Below are 21,418 nucleotides of genomic sequence, written 5' to 3' on the forward strand. Positions count from 1 at the left end.
CGACCTGCGGGCGGTGTCAATTTACGGGATGATGATCGTTCGGGACTGCCAGTCCGGGGAACTCGGCGCGACGCGGCTGTAGTGGAGAACCGTGGTGGCGCTCTCCCTGGACATCAGGTGCAGGTTGCCGTCGTTGGCGACCGCGGCCGTTAATGGCCCCGTCGACGTCGCCGGGGTGCTGCCGACCATCAGGGTTTTCGTCTGCCAGGTCAAAGGCTCGCCCGGCGCGGGTTGCCAGGCAATCAGGATCTGGCCGGCTCCGGTCCGGGTCATGCTCTTCAGGACGCAGGTGGTGTCCAGCACCAGCGTCGGGTCGCCGACCACCGAACCGGCCGGCGCGACGGCGGTCGCGCGCCAGGTGCCGTCCGGGTTCTGCCATCCGGCGGCCAGCGAGCCGTCGGTGGACCGGATCATGCAGGTGATCACCCCGTTCGCACGCCGGGCCAGGGCGGGTCGTCCCGCCGGGATCGAGATCCCCACGGGGCGCGAGGTGAAGTTCGTGCCGCCCAGCGTGTCCTGCTCGCAGAAGACGAGCGTCCCGTTGCCGTTGATGACCATGAAGGCCACCTTCTCGCCGTACGTCAGCGTGCATTGCGGCGCGTCGTTCACGGCGCCGCGTACCCCGTCGATGGTCACCGCCACCGGCGCCGAGACCACCCCGTCCGCCGAGCACTTGGCCAGGTACAGCCCGCCGTCCGAACCGCGCGCGAAGGCCACGATGTTGCCGCCGCCGTCGAGTACGGCGGACACTCGCTCGAGTGCGGTGGTTGCCTGGGCCACCAGGACCGTCGGGTTGCCTTCGAATCCGAACAAGAACTGCGATCCGGCCGTGAGCACCCAGCACGGCACACCGTTGGCGGACAGTGCGATCGCCGGCTCCTGGGCAAGCGTTCCGGTCCCGGCGGGCATCGTTGTCTTCGAGGTGGTCCATGCGCTGCCGTCCCAGCGGAGCAACGCGACAGAGCCGGAGCCGGACACCGCGTCGACGACACCTATCGGACCGGTCGCGAGGAGGGATTTGGTGGCCTGCGGGCGGCGCGTGACCAGCCTGATGTTGTCGACGTACAAAGTCGTCTGGGTCGGCTGTGCCCACAGCCAGAACTCGATCTTGTTGAGATTCAGCCCGACGCGGACCTTGTCCAACGGGATGTACACCTTGTTCGCGCCTGGCGACAGGTAGAGCGGATGCTCATCGTCGGTCTGGTTGCTCGTGTTGAAGAACTTCGCGGCCATCACCAGGATCTGGTTCTGCGGGTTGTAGATGTCCATCTCGAGGGCACGGTAGATGCTCACATCGGTAGCGCCGAGGATCGTGCTGGTGAGCTGGAACGACGCGAACGCGGAGTTCGCCGGGTAGGTGATCTTGGCGGCGGTAAGGCCGGCGGTGGCGTGGTCGACGCCTCGGGTGACGGTGCAGCCGACCGTCGGGATCTGCAGGTCGGCGTCGGTCTCGAAGCTGTTCACGACCAGATTGCGCGTCTGTCCGACGAGGTCGACGTACACCTGCCGGTTGATCGTCGTCGTGCTGGTTCCCTGGCTCGCGACGACGGTGACCACACCCGGTGCGCCGGAACCGGTCGGTGGCAGTGCGAGCCACGCCTCGCCGATCGCGTACGACCCACGCGGGGTCATCGCGACGCTCGAGCCGTTGACGCTGACGCTCGCTCCGTACGGGGCAGCGATCCGGACCTTGACGGCGTACCCGCGAGCCTCGGGGACGTCGACGAGGACCGGGAGACCACCGGCCAGCGCCGTGAGCTCGGCGCCTAGGTCCCGGCGCAGCCGCTCGAGGACCGCGGAGTCGTTGCGGTACTGGTCGAGCCAGCGGATCATCACCCGCGTGGTCAGTGCGAGTGGGTCGGCACCGATGTGGTCGGTGACGCCCCAGCTCTGCCGGAAGTTCGCAACGGTCGCCGCGTGCAGCCGGACGAGTTCGAGGTCCTGGACACCTTCGCGCAACGACTCGAAGCGCAGCGAGGACACCGGCCCGGCGATCCCGTACATCGCACCAGGGTAGAGCAAGTAGCCGTCGCCGGCGTTGGGCGTCAGGGGGTACGGGTTGCCGTACCGGTCCCAGAAGGCCTGGGCGGCAGGCAGGTCGGAGACGTAGGCAGATCCGTTCCAGTTGCCAAAGCACGTCGTGGTCCAGTTGAGGATCCCGTCCGAACCCGCGAGGTGATGCGCCAACGGTAGGAGCCGGGTCCCGACCAGGGAGTCGTCGACGAACGAGTTCACCCACGGGAAGTTGTCCTGAACCATCATGTAGCTCCAGACCTTGTCACCGCGGGCCTTCAGGGAGGCGGTCACGTTGGGCTGGTCGGCGTAGATCCGATGCTGCCAGGTGCACGTGGACTTGAGATCGTTCACCGTGGACTGCGACGGGATGCCGGGGATCGTGACGATGTTCGGCACCCCGGGCGCCACACCGGCCACGACCGCCGAGGCCTGGTTGACATACGCGAACTGTTGCGCGGTCGACGGCTCGTCGAAGTAGTAGAAGTACCCACGGCCCAGCAGGCCCATCGTGTTGAGTCCGTCGACCACCTGCTTGAGTTTGGTGGTGTCGATGGTCCAGCCGCCGGCCGGGTTGTCGCTCGCGTACATCGGGATCCGGAATGCCCGGACCCGCGGATCGTCGACGTACTGCTGCACCCGCGCAAGGTAGGCCGCCGGGTCCGGGTCGGGGCCTGGTCCGGGGCCGACCCCGGGTCCGGACGGGGTCGAGACGATCACGGGCTTGCCCTCGATCGGCGCGTCGTCGGCCGTCAATCGGCTGGCGGCCTGGAACTCGAAGTACGCCGCGGCGACGTTGTCCCAGGCCGGCGTACCCCAGTCGACGTGATGGGCCAGTCCGACCTGGGAGTACCAGACCGCGAACGCGGTGTCGATCGTCGGAGTCGTCGGCAACGAAGCGGCCCACACCACGACGGACACCGGAACGGTGACCGTCGATCCGCCCGCGCTGAGGAGAACTGAACCCGAGTACGTCCCCGGCAGCGCCGCAGCGGGGATCGTGTACTTCACCACGATGCCGCCGACCTGTCCCGCCGCGATCGTCCACGGACCGACCGCGCTGAGCGGCGGCAGCGCGTCGAAGTACCGGCCGGCCGGGTAGACGGCCGGGTTCGCGGGTTTGCTCGCGTTGACCGAGAGTTGGACGAGTACGTCGGGTGCCACCAGCGTCGCGCCCGACGGCCCGGTGAGTACGCCCGCCGTGACGGTGACTGTGGTCACCGCGTCGGGCGGCGAGGTGACCATGATCTGGCCGATGACGGCGCTGTTGCGGGCACCAGCGAGATCGACCCGGTTGGCGCCGGCGTCGTCGTAGGCGGGGATGTCGGAGCGGCACTTGGTGCTTGGCAACGGGAACGCGACTTGGCTGCGGCCGAGTGGCAGCGCGGCCCATGCTGTGTTCTGCGGCAGGGACATCGATTCGAGCGCGGTGACAGCGACACCGGCGGCAGCGCCCTTCAACAGGGACCTGCGGGACAACGGCTCGGAGGGCATCGGAACTCTCCTTCACGATGGGCGGGAATCGGGGCGTCCAGAATAACGATACTGAGTATCGATAAGTCGGATGATGGATCGTAGACGCCCGGATCGCCAGGCGTAAAGACATCGCGCGATCTGGTTCATGTCTGCGGACGCCTGATCTGGACCTCAGCGGGCAGGCTTGAGCCCCGAGCTCGGCCGGCTCTTGTGGCGACCCATGAGTCCGGCGTCGGCGACGCTCCTCGGGATCAGCCGGTACAGGGCTGACGGGACGGCCATCGACCGGAGTGCTGCGCGGTACGAACCTCACCGCGACGGCCGCGACTACAAGCGAACGATCGCTCGGCCAGGTGGCCAAAAAGCCCATGGTCCCGGTGACGGCGAGCCTGTGGATGCCGTCGGCCGGACCGACGGCATCCACTCCTCGCTGGATGACCCGCTACGTGAGCTTGTTCCATCCGCTCCAGGGGCCGGAGTGTGGTGCTGTCTGCCAGATGTTGTAGAGCTCCCGGTCGGCTCCGATGCCAAAGGCCTCCAGTCGTCCATCGGAGTTGAGCGTGGCCGAAATCTGGGAGACCCAGCCGCCGAGACGGTTCCAGTTGCTCCATGGCCCCGCGTGCGGGACCGTCTGCCAGATGTTGTAAAGGGCGCCGTCGCCGCCGATTCCGAACACTTCAAGTCGTCCATCCGAATTCCTCGTGGGCACGACTTGGGAGACCCAGCCGCCGAGACGGTTCCAGTTGCTCCATGGTCCTGCGTGGGGGACGGTCTGCCAGATGTTGTAGAGGGCGCCGTCGCCGCCGATTCCGAACACCTCGAGTCGCCCATCCGAATTGATGGAGGCGGCAATTTGGGAGACCCAGCCGCCGAGACGGTTCCAGTTGCTCCATGGTCCTGCGTGCGGCACGGTCTGCCAGATGTTGTAGAGGGCGCCGTCGCCGCCGATCCCGAACACCTCGAGGCGTCCGTCACTGTTGTCTATCGCGCTGATCTCTTTCACCCAGCCGCCGAGGCGGTTCCACCCGCTCCACGGTCCCGCATGAGGCACCGTCTGCCACATGTTGTAGAGGGCGCCGTCGCCACCGATCCCGAACAGCTCGAGACGGCCGTCGCTGTTGAGAGCCACAGCAAGTCGTGAAACCCAGCCGCCTAGGCGGTTCCACCCGCTCCACGGTCCCGCATGGGGCGCGGTCTGCCACATGTTGTAGGCAGCGTGATCCGTACCGATACCGAAGATTTCGAGGCGGCCGTCGCTGTTGAGGGCGGCCTGTACGGGGTCGATCACGACGCCCCCGAGCCCGTTCGTCCGGCTCCACGGCCCCGAATGCGGGACAGTCTGCCAGATGTTCCACACCCCACCGTTGACGTCTCGGAGGAATGTCTCGAGCCTGCCGTCGCTGTTGATCGAAGCTGTCGACGCCGTGAACTCGGCGCGCGTCGAGTAATAGAGCTCGACCGCTCCGCCGGGGTTGGCATTGCTCACCACGTGCGCGCTCTGTCCGCAGTCTGTCACCGCGTCAACCGGGGACCAGGTAATGGCTGGATGCCCTGTGGAGGTGCTGATGTCGATGCCTGACAGGGACGTGAACATTGCCGCGGGGTAGTCCGAGCACTGCTGGACCCCGTACGCCTCCAACGTCTCGACGCTCCACGTGAGCTCTTCGACATTGCTGATCGGCAGGCTCGTATTGGCGATACCGGTGAACTCGCAGTTGTAGCTGTAGTTGTTGCCGCTCTGGCTCGTCAACGTGATGACACCAGTGATGACCTGCCCCGGGCTCACCTGGACGAGGCTGCTGTGGAACGCCGCTCCACCCTGCCCGTCGGCGTACCAACTCGCCACGGCCCAGGAGGCTCCGCCACCTGCCGCGGAGGAGCCCCACTGCAACACCGGCTGGTAGATCATCGTGGAGTTCTGGATACCGTTGAAGAGGAAGATTGTCTGGCTGTGGTTCGTCGAGGGTGCCGGCGGCACCACCCAACTGGTGGCGAACCTGGTGAGCGGATTGCCCGTATTGTTCGACCAGTCGGCGTAGGCGATCCAGCCGGATCCAAGGGCAGGTGCGACGCCTGGCCGGCGGGCAACGTTCAAGGGCATGAGGGGTACGCCGTCCTCGCGCCTTTCAATCGGCCCGAAATCCGCGACCTCCCGTCCTGAACTGTGCAGCTGCTTGACGGTTCCGCTGGAAAGGTCGAGAACGTGCTCGGGCCCGATCTCGTGGACGACCGACCTCTTCCGGTAACCGCCCGGTGTGAGCACCAATTCCGCGCCCGCTTCCGGGGACGTGTCACCAGTCGATGGTGATTCCGCCAAGCCCATCGGCCGCATTCCCTCAGGCTCGGCCGCTTCTCCGACCGGTTCGGCTTCGGGAAGACCCGCGGAGGTCTCGCTCGGGGAAACTTCTTCCTGGCTTGGCGCCATACCGGGCGGCATCGCCTCTTGACCAGTCGCGGCGACGACCTCGCCTTCTCCCGTCACCATCTGATCGGGCCGCACCTCATGGACGGCCGATCTCGGACGCATTCCCCCAGGGGTGAGAACCTGTTCTTCCTCGCCATTGCCGTCCATGCTTGGCACCCCCCCTTGATCAGAGGACCCCCGCGGACTTCGCCCCGCCCCGGGTCGGCCCGATTTCCAGCACACACCCCGACGCACAGCCGGCGCAAGGCCTCACTCCGCGTATTTCAGCGGAATCATATTCCGCTGAAATAATCGATTGAATTCAGCGTTGAGAACGACAGAAATCTTATGGGAAACTGAGAATGTATATTGCGCGTGGCGTCCGAATGGATCAGCGGGCGTGAGGTGGGCATGTTCTGGTCGAGATACGGGGCTCGCCGGTTTTGGCGCGAGGGTCGTGCTGGGCGAGGGCTAGCTCCCGTCCAGCGGCGGCGAGTTTGCGTCCCTGATCGGAGGATGCTCAGCGCGACCCCACGACGTACTCACGCCCCGCGACGGTCCAGCGGCCGGACCGCGGGTGAACTGGTCGCTCGCGGGCACGGGATTCCCTGGTGACAGCGGCCGCGTTCCGCGGAACAGTGGCTACCCGGCCATGCGCTCCTCGACGAACGCGAGCTGCCGTAGGTTGTAGGCGCGTCCCGCGTTGTGCCATTCGGCGCAGTGGCCGGCGGTGCGGAGGAGGTTGATGTCGACCTGCGGTGCGTTGGTGAAGAGTGCGGCGGCGGCTGTCCGCGCGGCCTCGTCGGTCATCCAGATGTTGTCGTGCTCGGCGAACGTGAGGCTGACCGGGACCTCGATGCCGGCGGCAACGGTGGGGAAGTCATCGGCCCAGCGCACGACGTCGACGAGCTCGGGCATCGGCATCGGCCGGATGAGGCCTGCGTCGGCGGCGCGCTGCGCCTCGGCGTACGTGCCCTCGGGGCCGAACATGACCTGCGCGTGCGGCTCCGCGGGTACGACGAGGTTCGCGGCGTCGCTGACGAACGACGACCACATCTCCAGCATCCCGGGCCGCCACACAGCGCCGAGACCGCTGACCTCGACGCCCTTCAGGCCGGCCGGCTTCCGCGCCGCGACGTGGAGCGCGATCATCCCGCCGATCGAGTGCCCGACGAGGACTACGCCGGACTGTGGCTCGATCTGTTCGATGCTGTCCTGGACAGCTTCGAGCAGTACGTCGGTCTGACCGGTGAAGCTCAGGTGTAGAGGGTCGAGGTCCGCGGTGGCGCCGTACCCGGGGCGGTCGAGGGCTACGACGCACAATCCGAGCGGTTCGGCCAGCTCGAGCAGTGAGCCTGCGCCGGTCTCGTAGTACGCCGAGTCGTACGTCCCGCCGTGCAGCGCGATCACCAGTCCGCGCGGCTGGGAGCGGGGGCCGGCGATCCGTCCGGACAGTTTGCCCGCCGTCGTGGTGGTGCTGAAGGTGTCGGACATGGTGCGCTCCTTGGTGAGCTCGGGTTCAGGCAGAGACGAAGGCGCCGGAGGGGAAGCGCTCGCCGATCCAGTGCGCCATCTCCTTCCCGGCCAGAGTTGCCCCGGACGCCATGCCTTCGTGCAGTGGTGCACCGAAGTGGCGGCCAGGGACTCGTACGTGCGTGACGTCCTGGTGGGGCAGCAGTTCGGCGAACCGAGCGGCATCGGCCGGGAAGCAGGCCTGATCGCCGGTGAGTTCGACGACGAGCGCCGGCAGGTCGGCATCCGGCGCGCAGGCCGCGAGATCGGCCCGGGTGGCGTTGGCCGACCAGGTCGAGAGCCATGCCTCCGGGGTGGTCAGCCGGCCGAACCCGACGATCCCGTAGTTGGTGAGGTCGGGCCTCCGGCCGAACAGCGAGCCGTAGGGCCGGTCGTTCGGGTCCAGGCTGAGATCGACCGATCGCAGGTCGGCGTCGGTCCGGTGTACGACGATCACGCCGGTTGCGAGCGATGCGCGCCGGTCACGCGGGTCGTCGTGCGCGGAGAACCGCTTCCGCGCCGCCCGCGCTGCGGCGACCCGCTCGCGAGCGACGGCGTCGATGCGTTCGATCCGGGCGCCTTGTACCGCGCGATAGCGCTCGACGAACTCGGGGCTGTAGGTGGAACTGTCAGGCGGGGGAGCGAAGCCGTTGCGCTCGTCGTACGGATCGAGGTCTGGGTCGACCGACAACGGGTCGGTTTCGTCCGTGACCGAAGGGTCGATCATCCGCTGCAGGAGCGCGCCCTGACCGGGGTGCGGTGCGAACAGGATCAGCCCGTCTGCCGGCGGCATGGTTGCCTCGGGCAAGGGGATCGGCTTGCCTCCCGGCGTATGGTCCAGGCGTGCGCCGGGATCGCGCGCGGCCTGCTGGAGGTAGAACGCGGCCAAAGTCGCGCCGCCGGAGTGGCCGACGGCAATGATGCTCTCGAAACCCAGGTCCCGGAGGAAGGTATACCCCGCGGCCATGTCGAGAAGGGCTTGCTCGTGCAGCAGGTTCAGGTCGTTGCCGACCGCGCGAGCACCTTGGGTCCACACCGCGAACCCGTGCGAGAGCAGCTCCGGTACCAGCACGTGATGGGAGAAGTCCTGTCGCGGGTGCATCAGGAACGCCACGGTCGTGGCTCCCGGAACGACGCGCAGCAGCCCGTTGACCGTCGCGCCGTCGTGGGTGGTCAGCTCGTGCGCCGTCGTACGCGCGGAGGCCGGGATGCGCGCCGGGGCCAGGTAGCGGCCGGCTCCCAATCCGGTCATCGGGCCTCCACTCGCAAGGCGTTCTTGTCGTGCTGGGTGATGACGGAGTCCTCGATACCGGCCACGGCGCTGTACCAGACGGCGTGCCGGCAGCCGGTGGCGCGGCGGTCGATCACGATCGGATCGACGCCGGTGATCCGGACGTACGGCCCTACATGGTCGACGGTCAGCGCGGTGTCCTCCTCGGCGACCTTCACGAAGCCGTCGTTCTCCGGGACTTCGAGGACGTACAGGCGGGGCATGGTCAGATCAGCTCCTTCTCGGCCTCGCGCCAGCCCGGTTGCCCGGCCTCCCAGTCGGCGGCCCGCTCCACGATCAGCTCGGCCTTGCGGGTGAGCAGCCCGTCCATCGACGGCGCGTCGCCCGAGGTCACCTCGCACAGCGCTTCGATGGTCAGCTGGGCGTCGAGGTCTTCCTGGACGGTGACCGGGCGGAGTTGCCGGGTGATCTCGAGCATGTAGCCGTTCGGGTCGTGGGTGTAAATGGACTCGATCGTTTCGTGCATGACCTGCATCTCGACCGGCCATTCGGATTCGTCGAGCCGCCGTCGGTACTCCAGCAGGTCCTCCTCGTCGGCCACGTTCAGCGCGATGTGACGGGAGTTCTTGAAGAAGTCCGGGGTGTCGTGAGGCAGCCGCGCCCAGGCGTCTCCCGGGGCGGACTGGTCGCCGGCCGGCTGCCAGCCGAAGTAGTAGAAGAACGCGAGCCGGTCGCCCTGGCCGATGTCGAAGAAGAAGTGGATGAAGTCCGGGTGCCGCTCGGGGCCCCAGCCCGCGGCGCAGATCGAGTGCACCACCGGGAACTTCAGGACGTCACGGTAGAACCGCACGGTGGCGTTCGGATCGAACGTCGGGAACGCCGCGTGATCGACGCCGCGCACGCGATGGATCGGTTTGGCCTGCTGGGACATGGGACTTCTCCTTCAGAGGTTCACAACAGCGGAGTCCGCGCGGAGCAGCGAGCCGGCGCCGGGGATGTCGACCGGGAGCCCGAGGCTGCGGAGGATCGAGTACGCGCCGGCTGTCGCGGCGGACAGCACGGGTAGGCCGAACTCGTCCTCGGCAGGCTGGATCAGCTCCAGTGAGGGCATCTGCACACAGCAGGACAGGACCAGCGCGTCCACTCCGGACAGGTCGAGGCTGCGCGCGGCCGCCATTACTCGATCACCCGGGATGCAGCCGACCTCCGCGTTGTCGGCGACCTCCAGGGCTCGCCAGTCGGCGACGGTGATGCCCTCGGCTTCGATGTAGTCGACGACCTGCTCCGCGAGCGGCTTCAGGTACGGCATGACCAGCGCGACCCGCTTCGCTCCCAGGTCGTTCAGTGCGCTCACCAGGGCGCCGGCACTGGACAAGACCTTGGCGGCGGAGCCGCCGGAGCCGAGTTGCTCGGCGATCCGGAACTCGGCATCCCGGTGGTGGCCGGGTCCCATCGCCATGATGGCGACCAGGCAGGCGTACAGGACGACGTCGACGCCGGCGTCGCCGATCTCCAGGACGCAGCGTTCGCGCTGCACGTTCATCGCGCGCAGCTCGGCCGGCGTGACCGCGCGCAGCCGCATCCGCGACGAATGGAAGGAGAAGTCGCGCCCGAGGAGCCGCGGGATCTCCGTCTCGACGGTGACGTTGGTACTCGGCACGATCAGGCCGATTCGGTGCGGGATTGCCACGGTAGCTCCTGTCGTTATTACGACACTGATGTCAGCGGAGGGTGTGAAGGACCGCCTCGACGGCGGCGAGGCCGGTCAGGCTTCGGGTGCGATGCGCTCCAGCAGGACGCGGATCTTCGCGACCGTTCGGGCGGTATCGGCTGCGTACGGCGGTCTGTCCGGCGGTGCGAGCATGGTCTGCGCGAGGTCGGTGACCGTGGCGACCGTGGCCTCGACGTCGGAGCCGCGAGAGAACCACCAGGCCACCCAGTTGCACATCCCGAGCAGCGACAACGCCGTCGTACGGACGTCGACAGGCCGGAACTCGCCGCGGTCGATGCCGGCTTCGATCACGGCCATGATCTCGCGCAGGATCTTGCGTTTGGCCTCGCGGTGCTCGCTGCCGACCGGCTCCGGCAGCACCGTTTCCGAGCGGTCGAGGATCCGGAACTGGTCGGGGTGCTCGGTCCGTTGCCGGACAAGGAGCGCTACGACGTCGCGGAGCTTCTCGGTAGGCGTGAGGTCGGTTCGCGCGGTCAGTTGCTCGAGTACGTCGGCCATGCCGCGGCTGACCTGCTCGACCAGCATGGTGAGCAGTTCTTCCTTGCTGCGGACGTAGTTGTACAGCCCCGGCCGGGAGATCCCGAGCGCATTGGCGATGTCGAGCAGGGTGGTCGACTCGTAGCCCTTCTCGGCGAACAGTGCGGTGGCTTTGTCGAGGAGCTCGGAGGTGACCAGCTGACGGCTCAGGGCACTCCGGTTCTCCTTGGGTGCCTGCGCCATGGCCGCAGTGTAACGAAGTGCTCCCGGTTTCTTGGTTGTCATGGTCATGGCGTCACCACAAAGTCCACGCGTCCGGCAGCCACCGCTGTCGCGGCCTCCCGGGCGCTGTCGAGGTACACGCCGACAGGTCGCCTACCCTCGAGTCGGAGTCGCTCCGCGAGATCGACCCGCGCGGCAGTGGCCTCAGGCGGACCGCTGAGGAGGACCGGACCGCTGCCGGGCAGCGTGCCGACCAACCTGTCAGCGGGTTCGCTCCACACGTCCGGTTCCGACCAGCTCACCTCGTGGACGGCGCTCTCGTCCAGCGCCGCGCGGGACAAGACCCGCGCCGGCAACCCAAGTTCGTCCAGCGGCTGTGAGATCACCCATTCGTCCAGCGCTGCGACGTCGTCCGGTACGTCGTGTCCGAGCCAACCGATCGCCCGCCGTGCACTGTCCGGCTGTTCCTTCGCAAAGTCGTCCAGGGTCAAGTTCCCGGACCGTGTCATATATGACAGCGCAAGCCGCTCTGCGGGCAGCTCAGCACGCAGCCGGTACGTGTCCCACCATGCCTGGCTCCGATGCGCGAGCTTCTTGAACCGCTCGACAGGCGGCCGGCGCATCGCCTCGTAGGTTGCGAACGCCGCGCCGACGGTGGACTCGCCGGTGACCGCGTCGGCGAGGGCGATCGCGTCCTCCAACGCGAGCTTCGTTCCCGAGCCGAGCGTGTAGTGGGCGGTGTGTGCCGCATCGCCGAGCAGTACCACGTTGCCGGTCGACCAACGGTTGAGCGTGAGGTTGGTGAAGCGGCTCCACCGGGTCCGATTGGTGAGCAACCTCCGGCCGCGGAGCTCGGGCGCGAACACGTCCTCGAGCAGCGCGACGCTCTCATGGTCGGTGTCGCCGGCAACGACGCGTTCGTCGTACTCCGCCAGCCCTGTAGACCGCCAGGTCATGTCGTCGACCTCGATCAGGAAGGTACTGCGGTCATCGGCGTACGGGTACGCGTGCAGGACGAACAGCCCGTCACCACGCTGGACGGCGGCGAAGTACGCCGAGTCCACCGGGAAGTCCGCGCCGCACCAGACGAAGCGGGTGCGGCCGAGCTCGCTACGGACGCCGAGCTCGCCGGCGTACTTCTCCCGGGTGCCGCTGCGTACGCCGTCCGCGGCCACCACCACGTCGGAGTCGAGTTCGGCGACGTCGACCTCGGCCCCACGGCGGATCTCGACCCCGACCGCGGTGGCCGCCGTACCGAGGATCTCCAGCAACGTGGCTCGGCCGATGGCCAGGTTGCGAGCGCCGTGGAGGGTCACGGTAGCGTCGAGACCTTTGAATCGGAGGTCATGACCTGCGTACGACGCTGCGCGAACCTGCTCGGCGGTCCGTGGATCGGCCGCCGCCAGGTTGCGCATCGTGGATTCGGTCAGGCCGACACCGAACCCGAAGGTCTCCGCGGCACCGCCGAGGCGCTCGTGAACCGTGACCCGCAGCCCGGAATCCTTGAGCTTGAGCAGCCGCGCCGTGTACAGACCGGCCGGGCCGCCACCGATGATGTCGATCGTCCGGCTCATCGCTCCTCCTGCCGGTCCTCGGCGGCGAGCCTGTGCTCGATGTCGTCGCGAAGCTGCTTCTTCGAAACCTTGCCCACGTTGGTGAGTGGGAGCGCGTCGACGATCTCGACGCGTTCCGGCAGCTTGTACCTCGCCAGCCCGAGGGCCAGCAGGTGATCCGCGAGGCTCGCGACGGTCAGCGGTTCGGCGTCCGGCTCGAGGACCACGAATGCGCACCCCTTCTCGCCGAGGACACGGTCCGGCATCGCCACCAAGGCCGCCGTCCGGACTCCAGGGTGCTGGACGATGAGTTCTTCGACCTCCTCGGCGTGGATCTTCTCGACGCCGCGGTTGATGACGTCCTTGATGCGGCCCTCGATGGAGTAGAAGGTGCCCTCCGCGGTGACGTGCCGACGGGCCAGGTCGCCGGTGCGGTAGAAGCCGTCGGATGTGAACGCGGTCTGGTTGTGGGCTTCGGCGCGGTAGTAGCCGCGGATCGTGTACGGGCCGCGCGCCGCAAGTTCTCCGATCTCGCCGTCCGCGACCGCCGCCTCGCTACCCGGCTCGAGGATGCGGACCTCGTCACCTGCGGAGATCGGCGTACCGACCGTGTGGTGTCGGACGTCTTCGCTCGAGCCGGCCGGGGTGAGCAGGAACATGCCCTCGGCCATGCCGAACATCTGCCGGACCTGGATGCCCAGTTCGTCGCGGAGCCGTTCGGCGACCTCGACGGGCAGCTTCTGGCCGCCGACGACGAATGAGCGCACGCTGCTCAGGTCCGCGGTCCGGGCCTCCGGCGCATCCAGTAACCGGATCGCCAATGCCGGTGGAACGAGGGGAAGCACGTCTGGTCGATGCTGCTCGATCATCGCCGTCAGCGTGGTGATGTCCGCCGAGGGTGCGAGGATCAGGCAGGCACCGCTGAGCATGGCCGGCTGGAGCGCCAGCGAGATTCCCGCGTTGTGCATGATCGGCAAGGGGTAGAGGAGGCGCGAGCCGGTCCCGTACTCCATCGCCTCGGCCCACGCGCGGGAGTTGTAGGTGTACTCCTCGTGCAGGCGCGGCGCGACCTTCGGCAGCCCGGTGGTCCCGCCGGAGAGCTGGAACACCGCCACGCTCGCGGGATCCATCGAGAGGTAGGCCGGGGGAGCGCTCGGATCCGATGCACCGGCGGCCAGTACGTCGTCGTACGCGCGGGCGCCCTCGAACGCTGCACCGCGGGCAACGATCACGCTCTGGACGAGACCTCGTGCGGACAGGTCCTGTGCCTGCTGCCGCAGCCGCCCGTTGCCGAAGTCGTCCTGAACCAACAGGAACCGCGCGCCCGTGTGCTGCGCGAGCAGCCCGATCTCGCGCGAACCGTGTTGGGGGAGCGTGCACACGGGACGCACGCCCGCGAGCACACAGCCGAGATAGGCGACTACGGTCTCGGCGACGTTCCCCATCTGGAACATCGCCGCGTCACCGGGTCGCGCACCGGCATCGGCCGCCATTCCGCGCGCGAAGGCTCCGGCGCGGTCAAGGAGCTCGCGGTACGTCCAGGAAACCTCGGGCGTCACCAGAGCGGTCTGGCCGGCATGGGTTGCCGCGGCGTGCTCAAGCACTGCGGGAAGGGTGTGGCCGGACCACCATCCCTCCGCACGGTAGCGGTCACGGGTCGAGTCGTCGTACGACACGTATCCATCGTCCTGAGCGGGGACCTCCGCGGACAGTGCTGACATGAGCTTCACAATAGCGGCCTAACTGTCGTGAAGGCAACATCAATGTCATGATCATGACATCAGCGTCAGTCCGCGTTCGCGGACAACGTTATCTCTGATACACCCTGTGGGTGATCGATTTCGTGGCCACTTATCGTTTAACCTGCGTGAATATGCGCGAAATTGTCACTCAGTGATCACTTGACAACACTTAGTGGCGTTGACAACGATGGCCGCCAGACATCGGATCTCTGGTGTTGGCGGGCCTTTGTGGCCGTGCTCATGTGAACGGAGTCGGTATGACGAGACGTCTCAGTCGGGTGCTAGGTGGCGCCGGTCTGGCGGTGGTGATGGCCGCCGCGGTGATCAGTTGCAGCAGCCCGAACTCGCCCAACGCGAAGAAGTCCAGTGGTGTGAACGGCGGGTACGACCCGGGCTACACCTGCAGCAAGAAGGCGTGCCCCAGCACGCTGACCGCGGGGCTTGCCGGCGGGCAGACGACGTTCGTGAAGAACTTCAACCCATGGTCGCCGACGGCCACCGCGGGGACGTTCTTCATGTACGAGCCGCTGTGGATGTTCAACATCCTGAAGGGTGGTGAGTTCATCCCGTGGCTGGCGGACAAGCCGACGTGGTCGGAGGACGGCAAGAAGCTCACCATCCACCTGAACGACAAGGCGACCTGGAGCGACGGCTCGCCGGTGAGTTCGGATGACCTGGTCTTCACGCTCGAGGCGATGAAGAAGGACCCTGAGCTGTCGAAGTTCGACTTCGCCGGCGTCAAGGCGACCGACCCGAAGACCGCGGAGATCACCTTCGCCGGCCCGGCGTACACGCTCGAGGGCACCATCGGCGGGATCGCGATCGTGCCGAAGAAGGTCTGGGAGTCGCAGGACCTGAAGAAATGGACGAACCCGGACCCGGTCGTCAGCGGACCGTACAAGATCGGTCAGTTCTCCAGCCAGCAGGTCGTCCTGCAGGCTCGCGCGGACTACTGGAAGCAGAAGGTCCCGGTGCCGCAGGTGAAGATCCCGATCCTCGGGCAGGCCGAGAACCAGAAGCTGATGTCGGGTGAGCTGGAGTGGTCCGGCGGCGCGATCGCGAACGTCGAGAAGGTGTACGTCGCGAAGGACCCGAAGAACTTCCACGCGTGGTACCCGTCGTACGGCTCGCTGAACGTCTACTTCAACCCGGCGCACAAGCCGTTCGACAACCCGAGTGTGCGCAAGGGCCTGTCGATGGCGATCGACGCGAACCAGATCAACAAGGTCGTCAACCAGGACCGCAACTACGCGATCAGCCCGACCGGGATGGACCAGAAGACCCAGGGCAAGTGGATCGCTCCGCAGTACAAGGACCTGAAGTACGGTACGGCGGACCCAACCGGCGCGCTGGCTGAGCTGAGCAAGGCCGGCTTCACCAAACAAGGCGACAAGCTGGTCGGTGCTGACGGCAAGCAACTCACGGTCGACCTGCCGGAGAACGCCGAGTACGCCGACTCGATCCAGCTGGACCAGATCGTCGCGGACCAGTGGAAGAAGATCGGCGTACAGGCGAACGTGCGGCCGGTGCCGGGCACCCAGCTGGACGCGCTGAAGAAGTCCGCGGACCTCGATGTCACGATCGGTGGCGCGGTCTACGGTGCGAACCCGTGGGGTTACTACAACGACATCCTGAGCTCCAAGAACGCCGGCAGCTGGGCGAACTACGGTAGCTGGAAGGACCCGAAAACGGACGCGCTGCTCAAGGAGCTGTCCGTGGCCGGTGACGAGGCCGGGCAGCTGAAGGTTGTCACCGAGCTGCAGAAGATCATGGTCGAGCAGGTGCCGAGCTTCCCGATGTCGAGCATCGGCGCGTCGTCGGAGTACAGCTCGAAGAACTGGGTCGGCTGGCCGGACGCCGACAACCCGTACGCGATGCCGCCGCCGTGGGCCGCGGGCGACAACCTGCGGGTGCTGCTGTCGCTGAAGCCGAACCCTGAGACGTACGGCGGATGACCAGGTATTTCCTCCGTCGGCTGCGGTTCTACCTGATCGCGGCCTGGGTGGCCATCACGCTGAACTTCCTGATTCCCCGGCTGATGCCGGGGAATCCGGGGGGTGCGATCATCGAGAACCTCCGCCGTACGCAGCAGGTCTCGCCGGACCAGGCGCGAGCCATCGAACGGCTCTTCGGAGGCTCCGACGAGCCGCTGTGGCGGCAGTACGTCGGCTATCTGGATCAGCTTGCCCACGGCAACTTCGGGATCTCGACGGCGTTCTACCCGACCCCGGTGTCGGAGGTGATCCGGTCGGGGATCTGGTGGACCCTGGGTCTGGTCGGCACCACCACGATGATCGCGTTCGTGCTCGGAGTCGGCCTCGGCATCGTCGCCGGCCGTCGGCCCGGCAAGCTGTTCGACTCGGTCGCGGCACCGCTGGCGACGTTCATCGGCGCGCTGCCGTTCTTCGCCGTCGCTCAGCTGCTGCAGTTGCTGCTGGCCGGCAAGCTCGGCTGGTTCCCCGACATCCACGGGTACGACGTGGACAACCTGGTGCCGGCGTTCGACGCGTACTTCATCCCGTCGGTGCTGTACCACGCGATCCTGCCGGCCTTCACGATCATCGCCGGATCGATCGGCGGCTGGCTGCTCGGGATGCGGAACATGATGATCACCACGATCTCCGAGGACTACGTGCTGCTTGCCGAGGCCAAAGGCCTGTCCATTCGCCGGATCCTCACGCAGTACGCGGCCCGGAACGCGATCCTGCCCAGTGTCACCGGTCTGGCGGTCTCGCTCGGGTTCGTGGTCGGCGGCTCGCTGCTGGCCGAGGTGGTCTTCGCGTACCCGGGTGTCGGGTACCTGTTCTACCAGGCGGTGACGAGCGTGGACTACCAGCTGATGCAGGCGCTGTTCCTGATCATCTCGCTGTCGGTCCTGGCGGCGAACTTCATTGCCGACTCGGTCTACGGACTGATCGACCCGCGGGCCAGGGAGGGCCGATGAGACGTCTGAAACTGCCCGACTCCACGAAGGTCCGGATCGGCCTGGCCATCCTCGGCTTCTTCATCGTGGTCGCGATCATCGGCCCGACGGTGGTCACCCATGTCATGCACCTGAGCGCGACCGATCTGGACACCGATCACCTCCGCGAGGCGCCGTCCGCCGACCACTGGCTCGGCACCGACGCCAACGGCCGCGACCTGCTGGCCCGGCTCGTACTCGGGACGAGGACCTCACTGCTCATCGGCCTGCTGGCCGGTCTGATCGCCACTTCACTCGCAACGGTGATCGGCATCACCGGTGCCTATGTCGGTGGCCGCTTCGATGCGCTGGTCACAGCGTGCACCAACGTGTTCCTGGTCCTGCCGGGGTTGCCGCTGCTGATCATCGTAGGTTCGTATGTGAAGGGCCGGGGCGGTTGGTGGGTGACTGCCTTGATCATCGGCCTGACGGGCTGGGCCGCCGGCGCGCGGCAGAAGCGCGCGCAGGCGTTGTCGCTGCGTGGCCGGGACTTCGTCACCGCGACCGAGCTGATCGGTGAGTCCCGATGGCGGGTCGTGGTGTCGGAGTTGGTGCCGCACCTCGCGCCGCTGATCGCCGCCAGCCTGCTGTTCTCGGTGGTCGGCGCGATCTTCGCCGAGGCCGGGCTGGCGTTCATCGGCGCCGGCAACCCGTCGCTGATCACCTGGGGCATGCTCATCAATCTGGCCGGACCGAACGCGTTGTTCAACGGCGAGTGGTACACGTTCGTCCCACCCGCTGCCTGTATCGCCGCCCTCGGCACGGCGGCCGGGCTGATCAACTTCGGCATCGACGAGATCAGCAACCCGAGGCTCCGAGTGGCGGGCCGCCGCGGTCAGCGCCTGATCCCGGTCGGCGGTGGGCGCAATGGCTGACGTGTTGCTCGAGGTCGACGGCCTGTGCGTCGGCTACGAGACCGAGGACCGACCGGTTCAAGCCGTCGTCGACGCGACGTTCACCCTGCGCCGGGGCGAGATCCTCGGCATCGCGGGGGAGAGCGGGAGTGGGAAGTCCACTCTGATCAGCGCTTTCACCCGGCTGCAGCGACCGCCGGCGGTCACCACCGCGGGCAAGGCGGTGCTGCATCCGTCCGGCGGCGCGCCGATCGAACTGCTGACCGCCACTCAGGATCAGCTTCGGGCGATGCGCTGGGAGGAGGTCGCGGTCGTCTTCCAGTCGGCCATGAACGCGCTCAACCCGGTGTTGCGGCTCGGTGCGCAGTTCACCGACGTGCTCCAGACGCACCGGAAGCTGAGCGACGAGGACGCGGAGAGCCGGGCGGCGGAGCTCCTTCGGATGGTGGGCATTCCCGCCGACCGGCTGCGTTCGTACCCGCACGAGCTCTCCGGCGGGATGCGGCAGCGGGCCACGATCGCCCTCGCACTCGCCTGCGAGCCGGAGCTGGTGGTGATGGACGAACCGACCACTGCCGTGGACGTGGTGATGCAGCGGCAGATTCTCCGCCAGGTGCAGCGGCTGCAGACCGAGCTCGGCTTCGCGATCGTGTTCATCACGCACGACCTGTCGCTGCTGATCGAGATCGCGGACCGGATCGCGGTGATGTACGCCGGCCGGATCGTCGAACTCGGCCCGGCGCGGCAGCTGTACGACGAGCCGCTGCACCCCTACTCGCAGGGCCTGCGGGACTCGTTTCCACCGCTGCACGGACCGATCCGGGAGCTGCGCGGCATCCCGGGATCGCCGCCGGACCTGCGCGATCCGCCTGCCGGGTGTGCCTTTCATCCGCGGTGTCCACGCCGGTTCGAGCCGTGTGACCGCGAGGAGCCACAACTGCTGGAGATCGGCGCTCGTACGGCGGCCTGCCACCTGCACGCGTCGGAGCAAGGAGACAACGATGACTGAGACTCCGGTGCTGCAGGCGCGGGCGGCGACGAAGTACTTCGACGTGCATGACCGGGCCAGCAAGGGCAAGCAAGTCCGTGCGCTGGAAGCGGCCGATCTGGCGCTCGAACGTGGCCGGATCGCGGCTCTGGTCGGCGAGAGCGGCAGCGGAAAGACCACGCTCGCCCGGTTGATGGCCTTGGCGTACCCGCTCAGCGACGGTGAGATCCTGCTCGACGGGGAGCCCGTCATCGCGACCGGACAGCGCGCCCGCCGGGAGTACTTCGCCCGGGTTCAGATGATCTTCCAGGACCCCTTCTCCTCGCTGAACCAGCTGAAGCGGATCCGGCACATCCTCGGCCGCCCGCTCCGGATCCACGGTCGCGCGCGCGGCCGCGCCGACACCGAGGCGAAGGTGCTGGAACTGCTCGAGCGGGTCAATCTCACTCCGGCGAAGGACTACATCGACAAGTTCCCGCACCAGTTGTCCGGTGGCCAACGGCAACGAGTGGTCATCGCCCGTGCGCTGGCAGTCGGTCCGTCGGTCCTGCTCGGCGACGAGCCGGTGTCGATGCTCGACGTGTCGATCCGGCTCGACATCCTGAACCTGCTGGCCAGGCTGCGCGACAGTGACGGCCTGGCGATCCTCTACATCACCCACGACATCGCCAGCGCCCGGTACTTCGCCGACGACATCAACGTGATGTACGCCGGCCAGCTGATCGAATCCGGACCGGCCGAAGCGGTCAGTCAGCAGCCCAAGCACCCGTACACCCGGCTGCTGCTGGACTGCTCGCCGGATCCCGACCGAACGACCCCCGACGCGTACGACGCCGACGAGCTGGGCGAACCTCCGAGCCTCATCGACCCGCCATCGGGCTGCCGCTTTCATCCACGCTGCCCGTTCGCCCGCGACGAGTGCCGCGAAAAGTTGCCTGAGGCATCGAGCTTCACCGACGGCAGCTGGGCACGATGCTGGCTGTACGGCGACGGCGCGACCGAGCTCGACGGTCCGGCCCCGGAACTGACGAACGAGGAGGAGCAGTGAGGTTCGGCGCGAACTACACGCCGCGGCGCGGATGGTTCCATCACTGGCTGGACTTCGATCCGGACGAGCATCGGGAGGACTTCGACGTACTCGCCGGACTCGGCCTGGACCACGTCCGGGTGTTCTGTCTGTGGCCGGTGTTCCAGCCGCAGCGAGGGGTCGTCCGCCAACGGGCGCTGGACGACCTCGCCAGGATGTACGACGCCGCGGCAGCCGCTGGGCTCGACGTCACCGTCGACGTACTCCAATGGCACCTGAGCAGCTTCGAGTTCTACCCGTCCTGGACCGTCACCCACCACCAGCGGAACATCTTCACCGATCCCGACGTGGTCGAGGCCGAGGCCGAACTGGTCGCCGCGGTCGCCGCCCGCCTGCGCGACCACGGCAACCACCTCGGCCTGAGCCTGGCCAACGAGCCGAACAACATGATCGCGCCGATGGGCCGAGATACCGTCACCGAAGCCGACGTCGACGGCTGGATCGCCACGCTGCTCTCGGCCGCGACGCAGGCTGACCCGGACCACGACCACCATCATTCGGCGTTCGACTCGGTGTGGTACGACGAAGGGCATCCCTTCACTCCACGGCAGCTGACCACGATGGGTTCGCGGACCGTGGTTCACCCGTGGGTGTTCTCGGGCGGCATCGGCTCGACGTACGGCGGACTGAGCGTGCAGGCGACGCATGTCGCCGAGTACGTCGTGGAGCTCGCCCGCGCTTGGGCGCCGGACCCCGAACGGGAGATCTGGGTCCAGGAGATCGGTGCGCCGGCCGGCTCGGTGACGGCCGAGCAGGCGCCGGAGTTCGCCGAGCGGACGATCCGGAATCTGGCCCGCTGCGTGGGAGTCTGGGGCGTCACCTGGTGGTGCAGCCACGATGTGTCACGGACGATGGAGGACTTCCCGGAGCTCGAGTACAGCCTCGGGCTCTGCGACTCCGACGGAGCGGTCAAGCCGGTCGGCGAGCGGGTCCGGGAGGTCGCGGCATCGCTGCGTACGCCGGAGCCCGTCGTACGGACCGAGGCGCTCGTGCTCGACCTCGATTCCCAACCACGCAAGGCAAGTGGACGCGGTGGGTCGCTGTTCGATGCCTGGATGGCGCGGACGGCTGACGGCGAATCCCCTGCGCTGGTGACCAGTGACAGGGTCGACGACACGAAGTACCTGGCTGATCGCGGCATCACGACGCTGCACCGGATCTGACG

The 21,418-nt window shown here is 67.4% G+C and carries 16 protein-coding genes; 6 read left to right on the top strand and 10 right to left on the bottom strand.

The features are described from left to right. Positions 1–21: 21 nt before the first annotated feature. The 10 genes from ACQHIV_RS03985 to ACQHIV_RS04030 form a co-directional block, all read right to left on the bottom strand. Positions 22–3,507, bottom strand: a complete 3,486-nt coding sequence (locus ACQHIV_RS03985) for a glycoside hydrolase domain-containing protein (protein ID WP_427891750.1) — start codon at positions 3,505–3,507, stop codon at positions 22–24. A 424-nt stretch (positions 3,508–3,931) separates the two neighbouring features. Beyond that, positions 3,932–6,061 carry a hypothetical protein gene (locus ACQHIV_RS03990; protein ID WP_427891751.1) on the bottom strand — a complete coding sequence of 710 codons (2,130 nt, stop codon included), beginning with the start codon at positions 6,059–6,061 and terminating at the stop codon, positions 3,932–3,934. 474 nt (positions 6,062–6,535) lie between these two features. Further along, positions 6,536–7,387 carry an alpha/beta hydrolase gene (locus tag ACQHIV_RS03995; protein WP_427891753.1) on the bottom strand — a complete coding sequence of 284 codons (852 nt, stop codon included), beginning with the start codon at positions 7,385–7,387 and terminating at the stop codon, positions 6,536–6,538. Positions 7,388–7,412: 25 nt separating this feature from the next. Continuing rightward, complete coding sequence (locus tag ACQHIV_RS04000) at positions 7,413–8,657, bottom strand: alpha/beta hydrolase (RefSeq protein ID WP_427891755.1); 1,245 nt, start codon at positions 8,655–8,657, stop codon at positions 7,413–7,415. After that, positions 8,654–8,899, bottom strand: coding sequence for a hypothetical protein (locus ACQHIV_RS04005; RefSeq protein ID WP_427891756.1), 246 nt, complete (start codon positions 8,897–8,899; stop codon positions 8,654–8,656). The genes ACQHIV_RS04000 and ACQHIV_RS04005 overlap by 4 nt, the downstream gene beginning before the upstream one ends. Positions 8,900–8,901: 2 nt before the next feature. Then, positions 8,902–9,567, bottom strand: a complete 666-nt coding sequence (locus ACQHIV_RS04010) for a VOC family protein (protein ID WP_427891758.1) — start codon at positions 9,565–9,567, stop codon at positions 8,902–8,904. A gap of 12 nt (positions 9,568–9,579) precedes the next feature. Continuing rightward, positions 9,580–10,326: a maleate cis-trans isomerase family protein gene (locus ACQHIV_RS04015; RefSeq protein WP_427891760.1), complete on the bottom strand. Its 747-nt coding sequence runs from the start codon at positions 10,324–10,326 to the stop codon at positions 9,580–9,582. Between the two features lie 75 nt (positions 10,327–10,401). Beyond that, positions 10,402–11,088: a TetR/AcrR family transcriptional regulator gene (locus ACQHIV_RS04020; RefSeq protein ID WP_427891762.1), complete on the bottom strand. Its 687-nt coding sequence runs from the start codon at positions 11,086–11,088 to the stop codon at positions 10,402–10,404. Positions 11,089–11,132: 44 nt separating this feature from the next. Then, entirely contained in the window at positions 11,133–12,641 is a 1,509-nt protein-coding gene (locus ACQHIV_RS04025; protein WP_427891764.1) for an FAD-dependent monooxygenase, read from the bottom strand. Beyond that, entirely contained in the window at positions 12,638–14,341 is a 1,704-nt protein-coding gene (locus tag ACQHIV_RS04030) for a (2,3-dihydroxybenzoyl)adenylate synthase (RefSeq protein ID WP_427891766.1), read from the bottom strand. Before ACQHIV_RS04030 ends, ACQHIV_RS04025 begins: the two co-directional genes overlap by 4 nt. A 278-nt stretch (positions 14,342–14,619) precedes the next feature. Between ACQHIV_RS04030 and ACQHIV_RS04035 the strand changes: the two genes are divergently transcribed. Genes ACQHIV_RS04035 through ACQHIV_RS04060 form a run of 6 tightly spaced genes read left to right on the top strand, consistent with a single transcriptional unit; the run spans position 14,620 to position 21,416 of the window. Next, entirely contained in the window at positions 14,620–16,317 is a 1,698-nt protein-coding gene (locus ACQHIV_RS04035; protein ID WP_427891768.1) for an ABC transporter substrate-binding protein, read from the top strand. Continuing rightward, on the top strand, positions 16,314–17,306 hold the full coding sequence (locus tag ACQHIV_RS04040) for an ABC transporter permease (RefSeq protein WP_427891770.1): 993 nt from the start codon (positions 16,314–16,316) through the stop codon (positions 17,304–17,306). The genes ACQHIV_RS04035 and ACQHIV_RS04040 overlap by 4 nt, the downstream gene beginning before the upstream one ends. Further along, positions 17,303–18,199 carry an ABC transporter permease gene (locus ACQHIV_RS04045; RefSeq protein ID WP_427891772.1) on the top strand — a complete coding sequence of 299 codons (897 nt, stop codon included), beginning with the start codon at positions 17,303–17,305 and terminating at the stop codon, positions 18,197–18,199. Before ACQHIV_RS04040 ends, ACQHIV_RS04045 begins: the two co-directional genes overlap by 4 nt. After that, positions 18,192–19,187 carry an ABC transporter ATP-binding protein gene (locus ACQHIV_RS04050; protein WP_427891774.1) on the top strand — a complete coding sequence of 332 codons (996 nt, stop codon included), beginning with the start codon at positions 18,192–18,194 and terminating at the stop codon, positions 19,185–19,187. Before ACQHIV_RS04045 ends, ACQHIV_RS04050 begins: the two co-directional genes overlap by 8 nt. Continuing rightward, positions 19,180–20,214, top strand: a complete 1,035-nt coding sequence (locus ACQHIV_RS04055) for an ABC transporter ATP-binding protein (protein WP_427891776.1) — start codon at positions 19,180–19,182, stop codon at positions 20,212–20,214. The genes ACQHIV_RS04050 and ACQHIV_RS04055 overlap by 8 nt, the downstream gene beginning before the upstream one ends. Then, the gene (locus ACQHIV_RS04060) at positions 20,211–21,416 is read left to right on the top strand and encodes a glycoside hydrolase 5 family protein (RefSeq protein ID WP_427891778.1); all 1,206 of its coding nucleotides are present in this window, start codon (positions 20,211–20,213) and stop codon (positions 21,414–21,416) included. The genes ACQHIV_RS04055 and ACQHIV_RS04060 overlap by 4 nt, the downstream gene beginning before the upstream one ends. The last annotated feature ends 2 nt before the right edge of the window (positions 21,417–21,418 follow it).

It is taken from the genome of Kribbella polygonati, assembly GCF_050320105.1.
Lineage (GTDB): Bacteria > Actinomycetota > Actinomycetes > Propionibacteriales > Kribbellaceae > Kribbella.

Excerpts from the sequence above, each read along its gene's own strand:
- ACQHIV_RS04045 (WP_427891772.1), top strand. The coding sequence starts at position 17,303 with ATGAGACGTCTGAAACTGCCCGACTCCACGAAGGTCCGGATCGGCCTG.
- ACQHIV_RS04050 (WP_427891774.1), top strand. The coding sequence starts at position 18,192 with ATGGCTGACGTGTTGCTCGAGGTCGACGGCCTGTGCGTCGGCTACGAG.
- ACQHIV_RS04005 (WP_427891756.1), bottom strand. The coding sequence starts at position 8,899 with ATGCCCCGCCTGTACGTCCTCGAAGTCCCGGAGAACGACGGCTTCGTG.
- ACQHIV_RS04035 (WP_427891768.1), top strand. The coding sequence starts at position 14,620 with ATGACGAGACGTCTCAGTCGGGTGCTAGGTGGCGCCGGTCTGGCGGTG.
- ACQHIV_RS04040 (WP_427891770.1), top strand. The coding sequence starts at position 16,314 with ATGACCAGGTATTTCCTCCGTCGGCTGCGGTTCTACCTGATCGCGGCC.
- ACQHIV_RS04055 (WP_427891776.1), top strand. The coding sequence starts at position 19,180 with ATGACTGAGACTCCGGTGCTGCAGGCGCGGGCGGCGACGAAGTACTTC.
- ACQHIV_RS03990 (WP_427891751.1), bottom strand. The coding sequence starts at position 6,061 with ATGGACGGCAATGGCGAGGAAGAACAGGTTCTCACCCCTGGGGGAATG.
- ACQHIV_RS03995 (WP_427891753.1), bottom strand. The coding sequence starts at position 7,387 with ATGTCCGACACCTTCAGCACCACCACGACGGCGGGCAAACTGTCCGGA.
- ACQHIV_RS04030 (WP_427891766.1), bottom strand. The coding sequence starts at position 14,341 with ATGTCAGCACTGTCCGCGGAGGTCCCCGCTCAGGACGATGGATACGTG.
- ACQHIV_RS03985 (WP_427891750.1), bottom strand. The coding sequence starts at position 3,507 with ATGCCCTCCGAGCCGTTGTCCCGCAGGTCCCTGTTGAAGGGCGCTGCC.
- ACQHIV_RS04000 (WP_427891755.1), bottom strand. The coding sequence starts at position 8,657 with ATGACCGGATTGGGAGCCGGCCGCTACCTGGCCCCGGCGCGCATCCCG.
- ACQHIV_RS04020 (WP_427891762.1), bottom strand. The coding sequence starts at position 11,088 with ATGGCGCAGGCACCCAAGGAGAACCGGAGTGCCCTGAGCCGTCAGCTG.
- ACQHIV_RS04025 (WP_427891764.1), bottom strand. The coding sequence starts at position 12,641 with ATGAGCCGGACGATCGACATCATCGGTGGCGGCCCGGCCGGTCTGTAC.
- ACQHIV_RS04010 (WP_427891758.1), bottom strand. The coding sequence starts at position 9,567 with ATGTCCCAGCAGGCCAAACCGATCCATCGCGTGCGCGGCGTCGATCAC.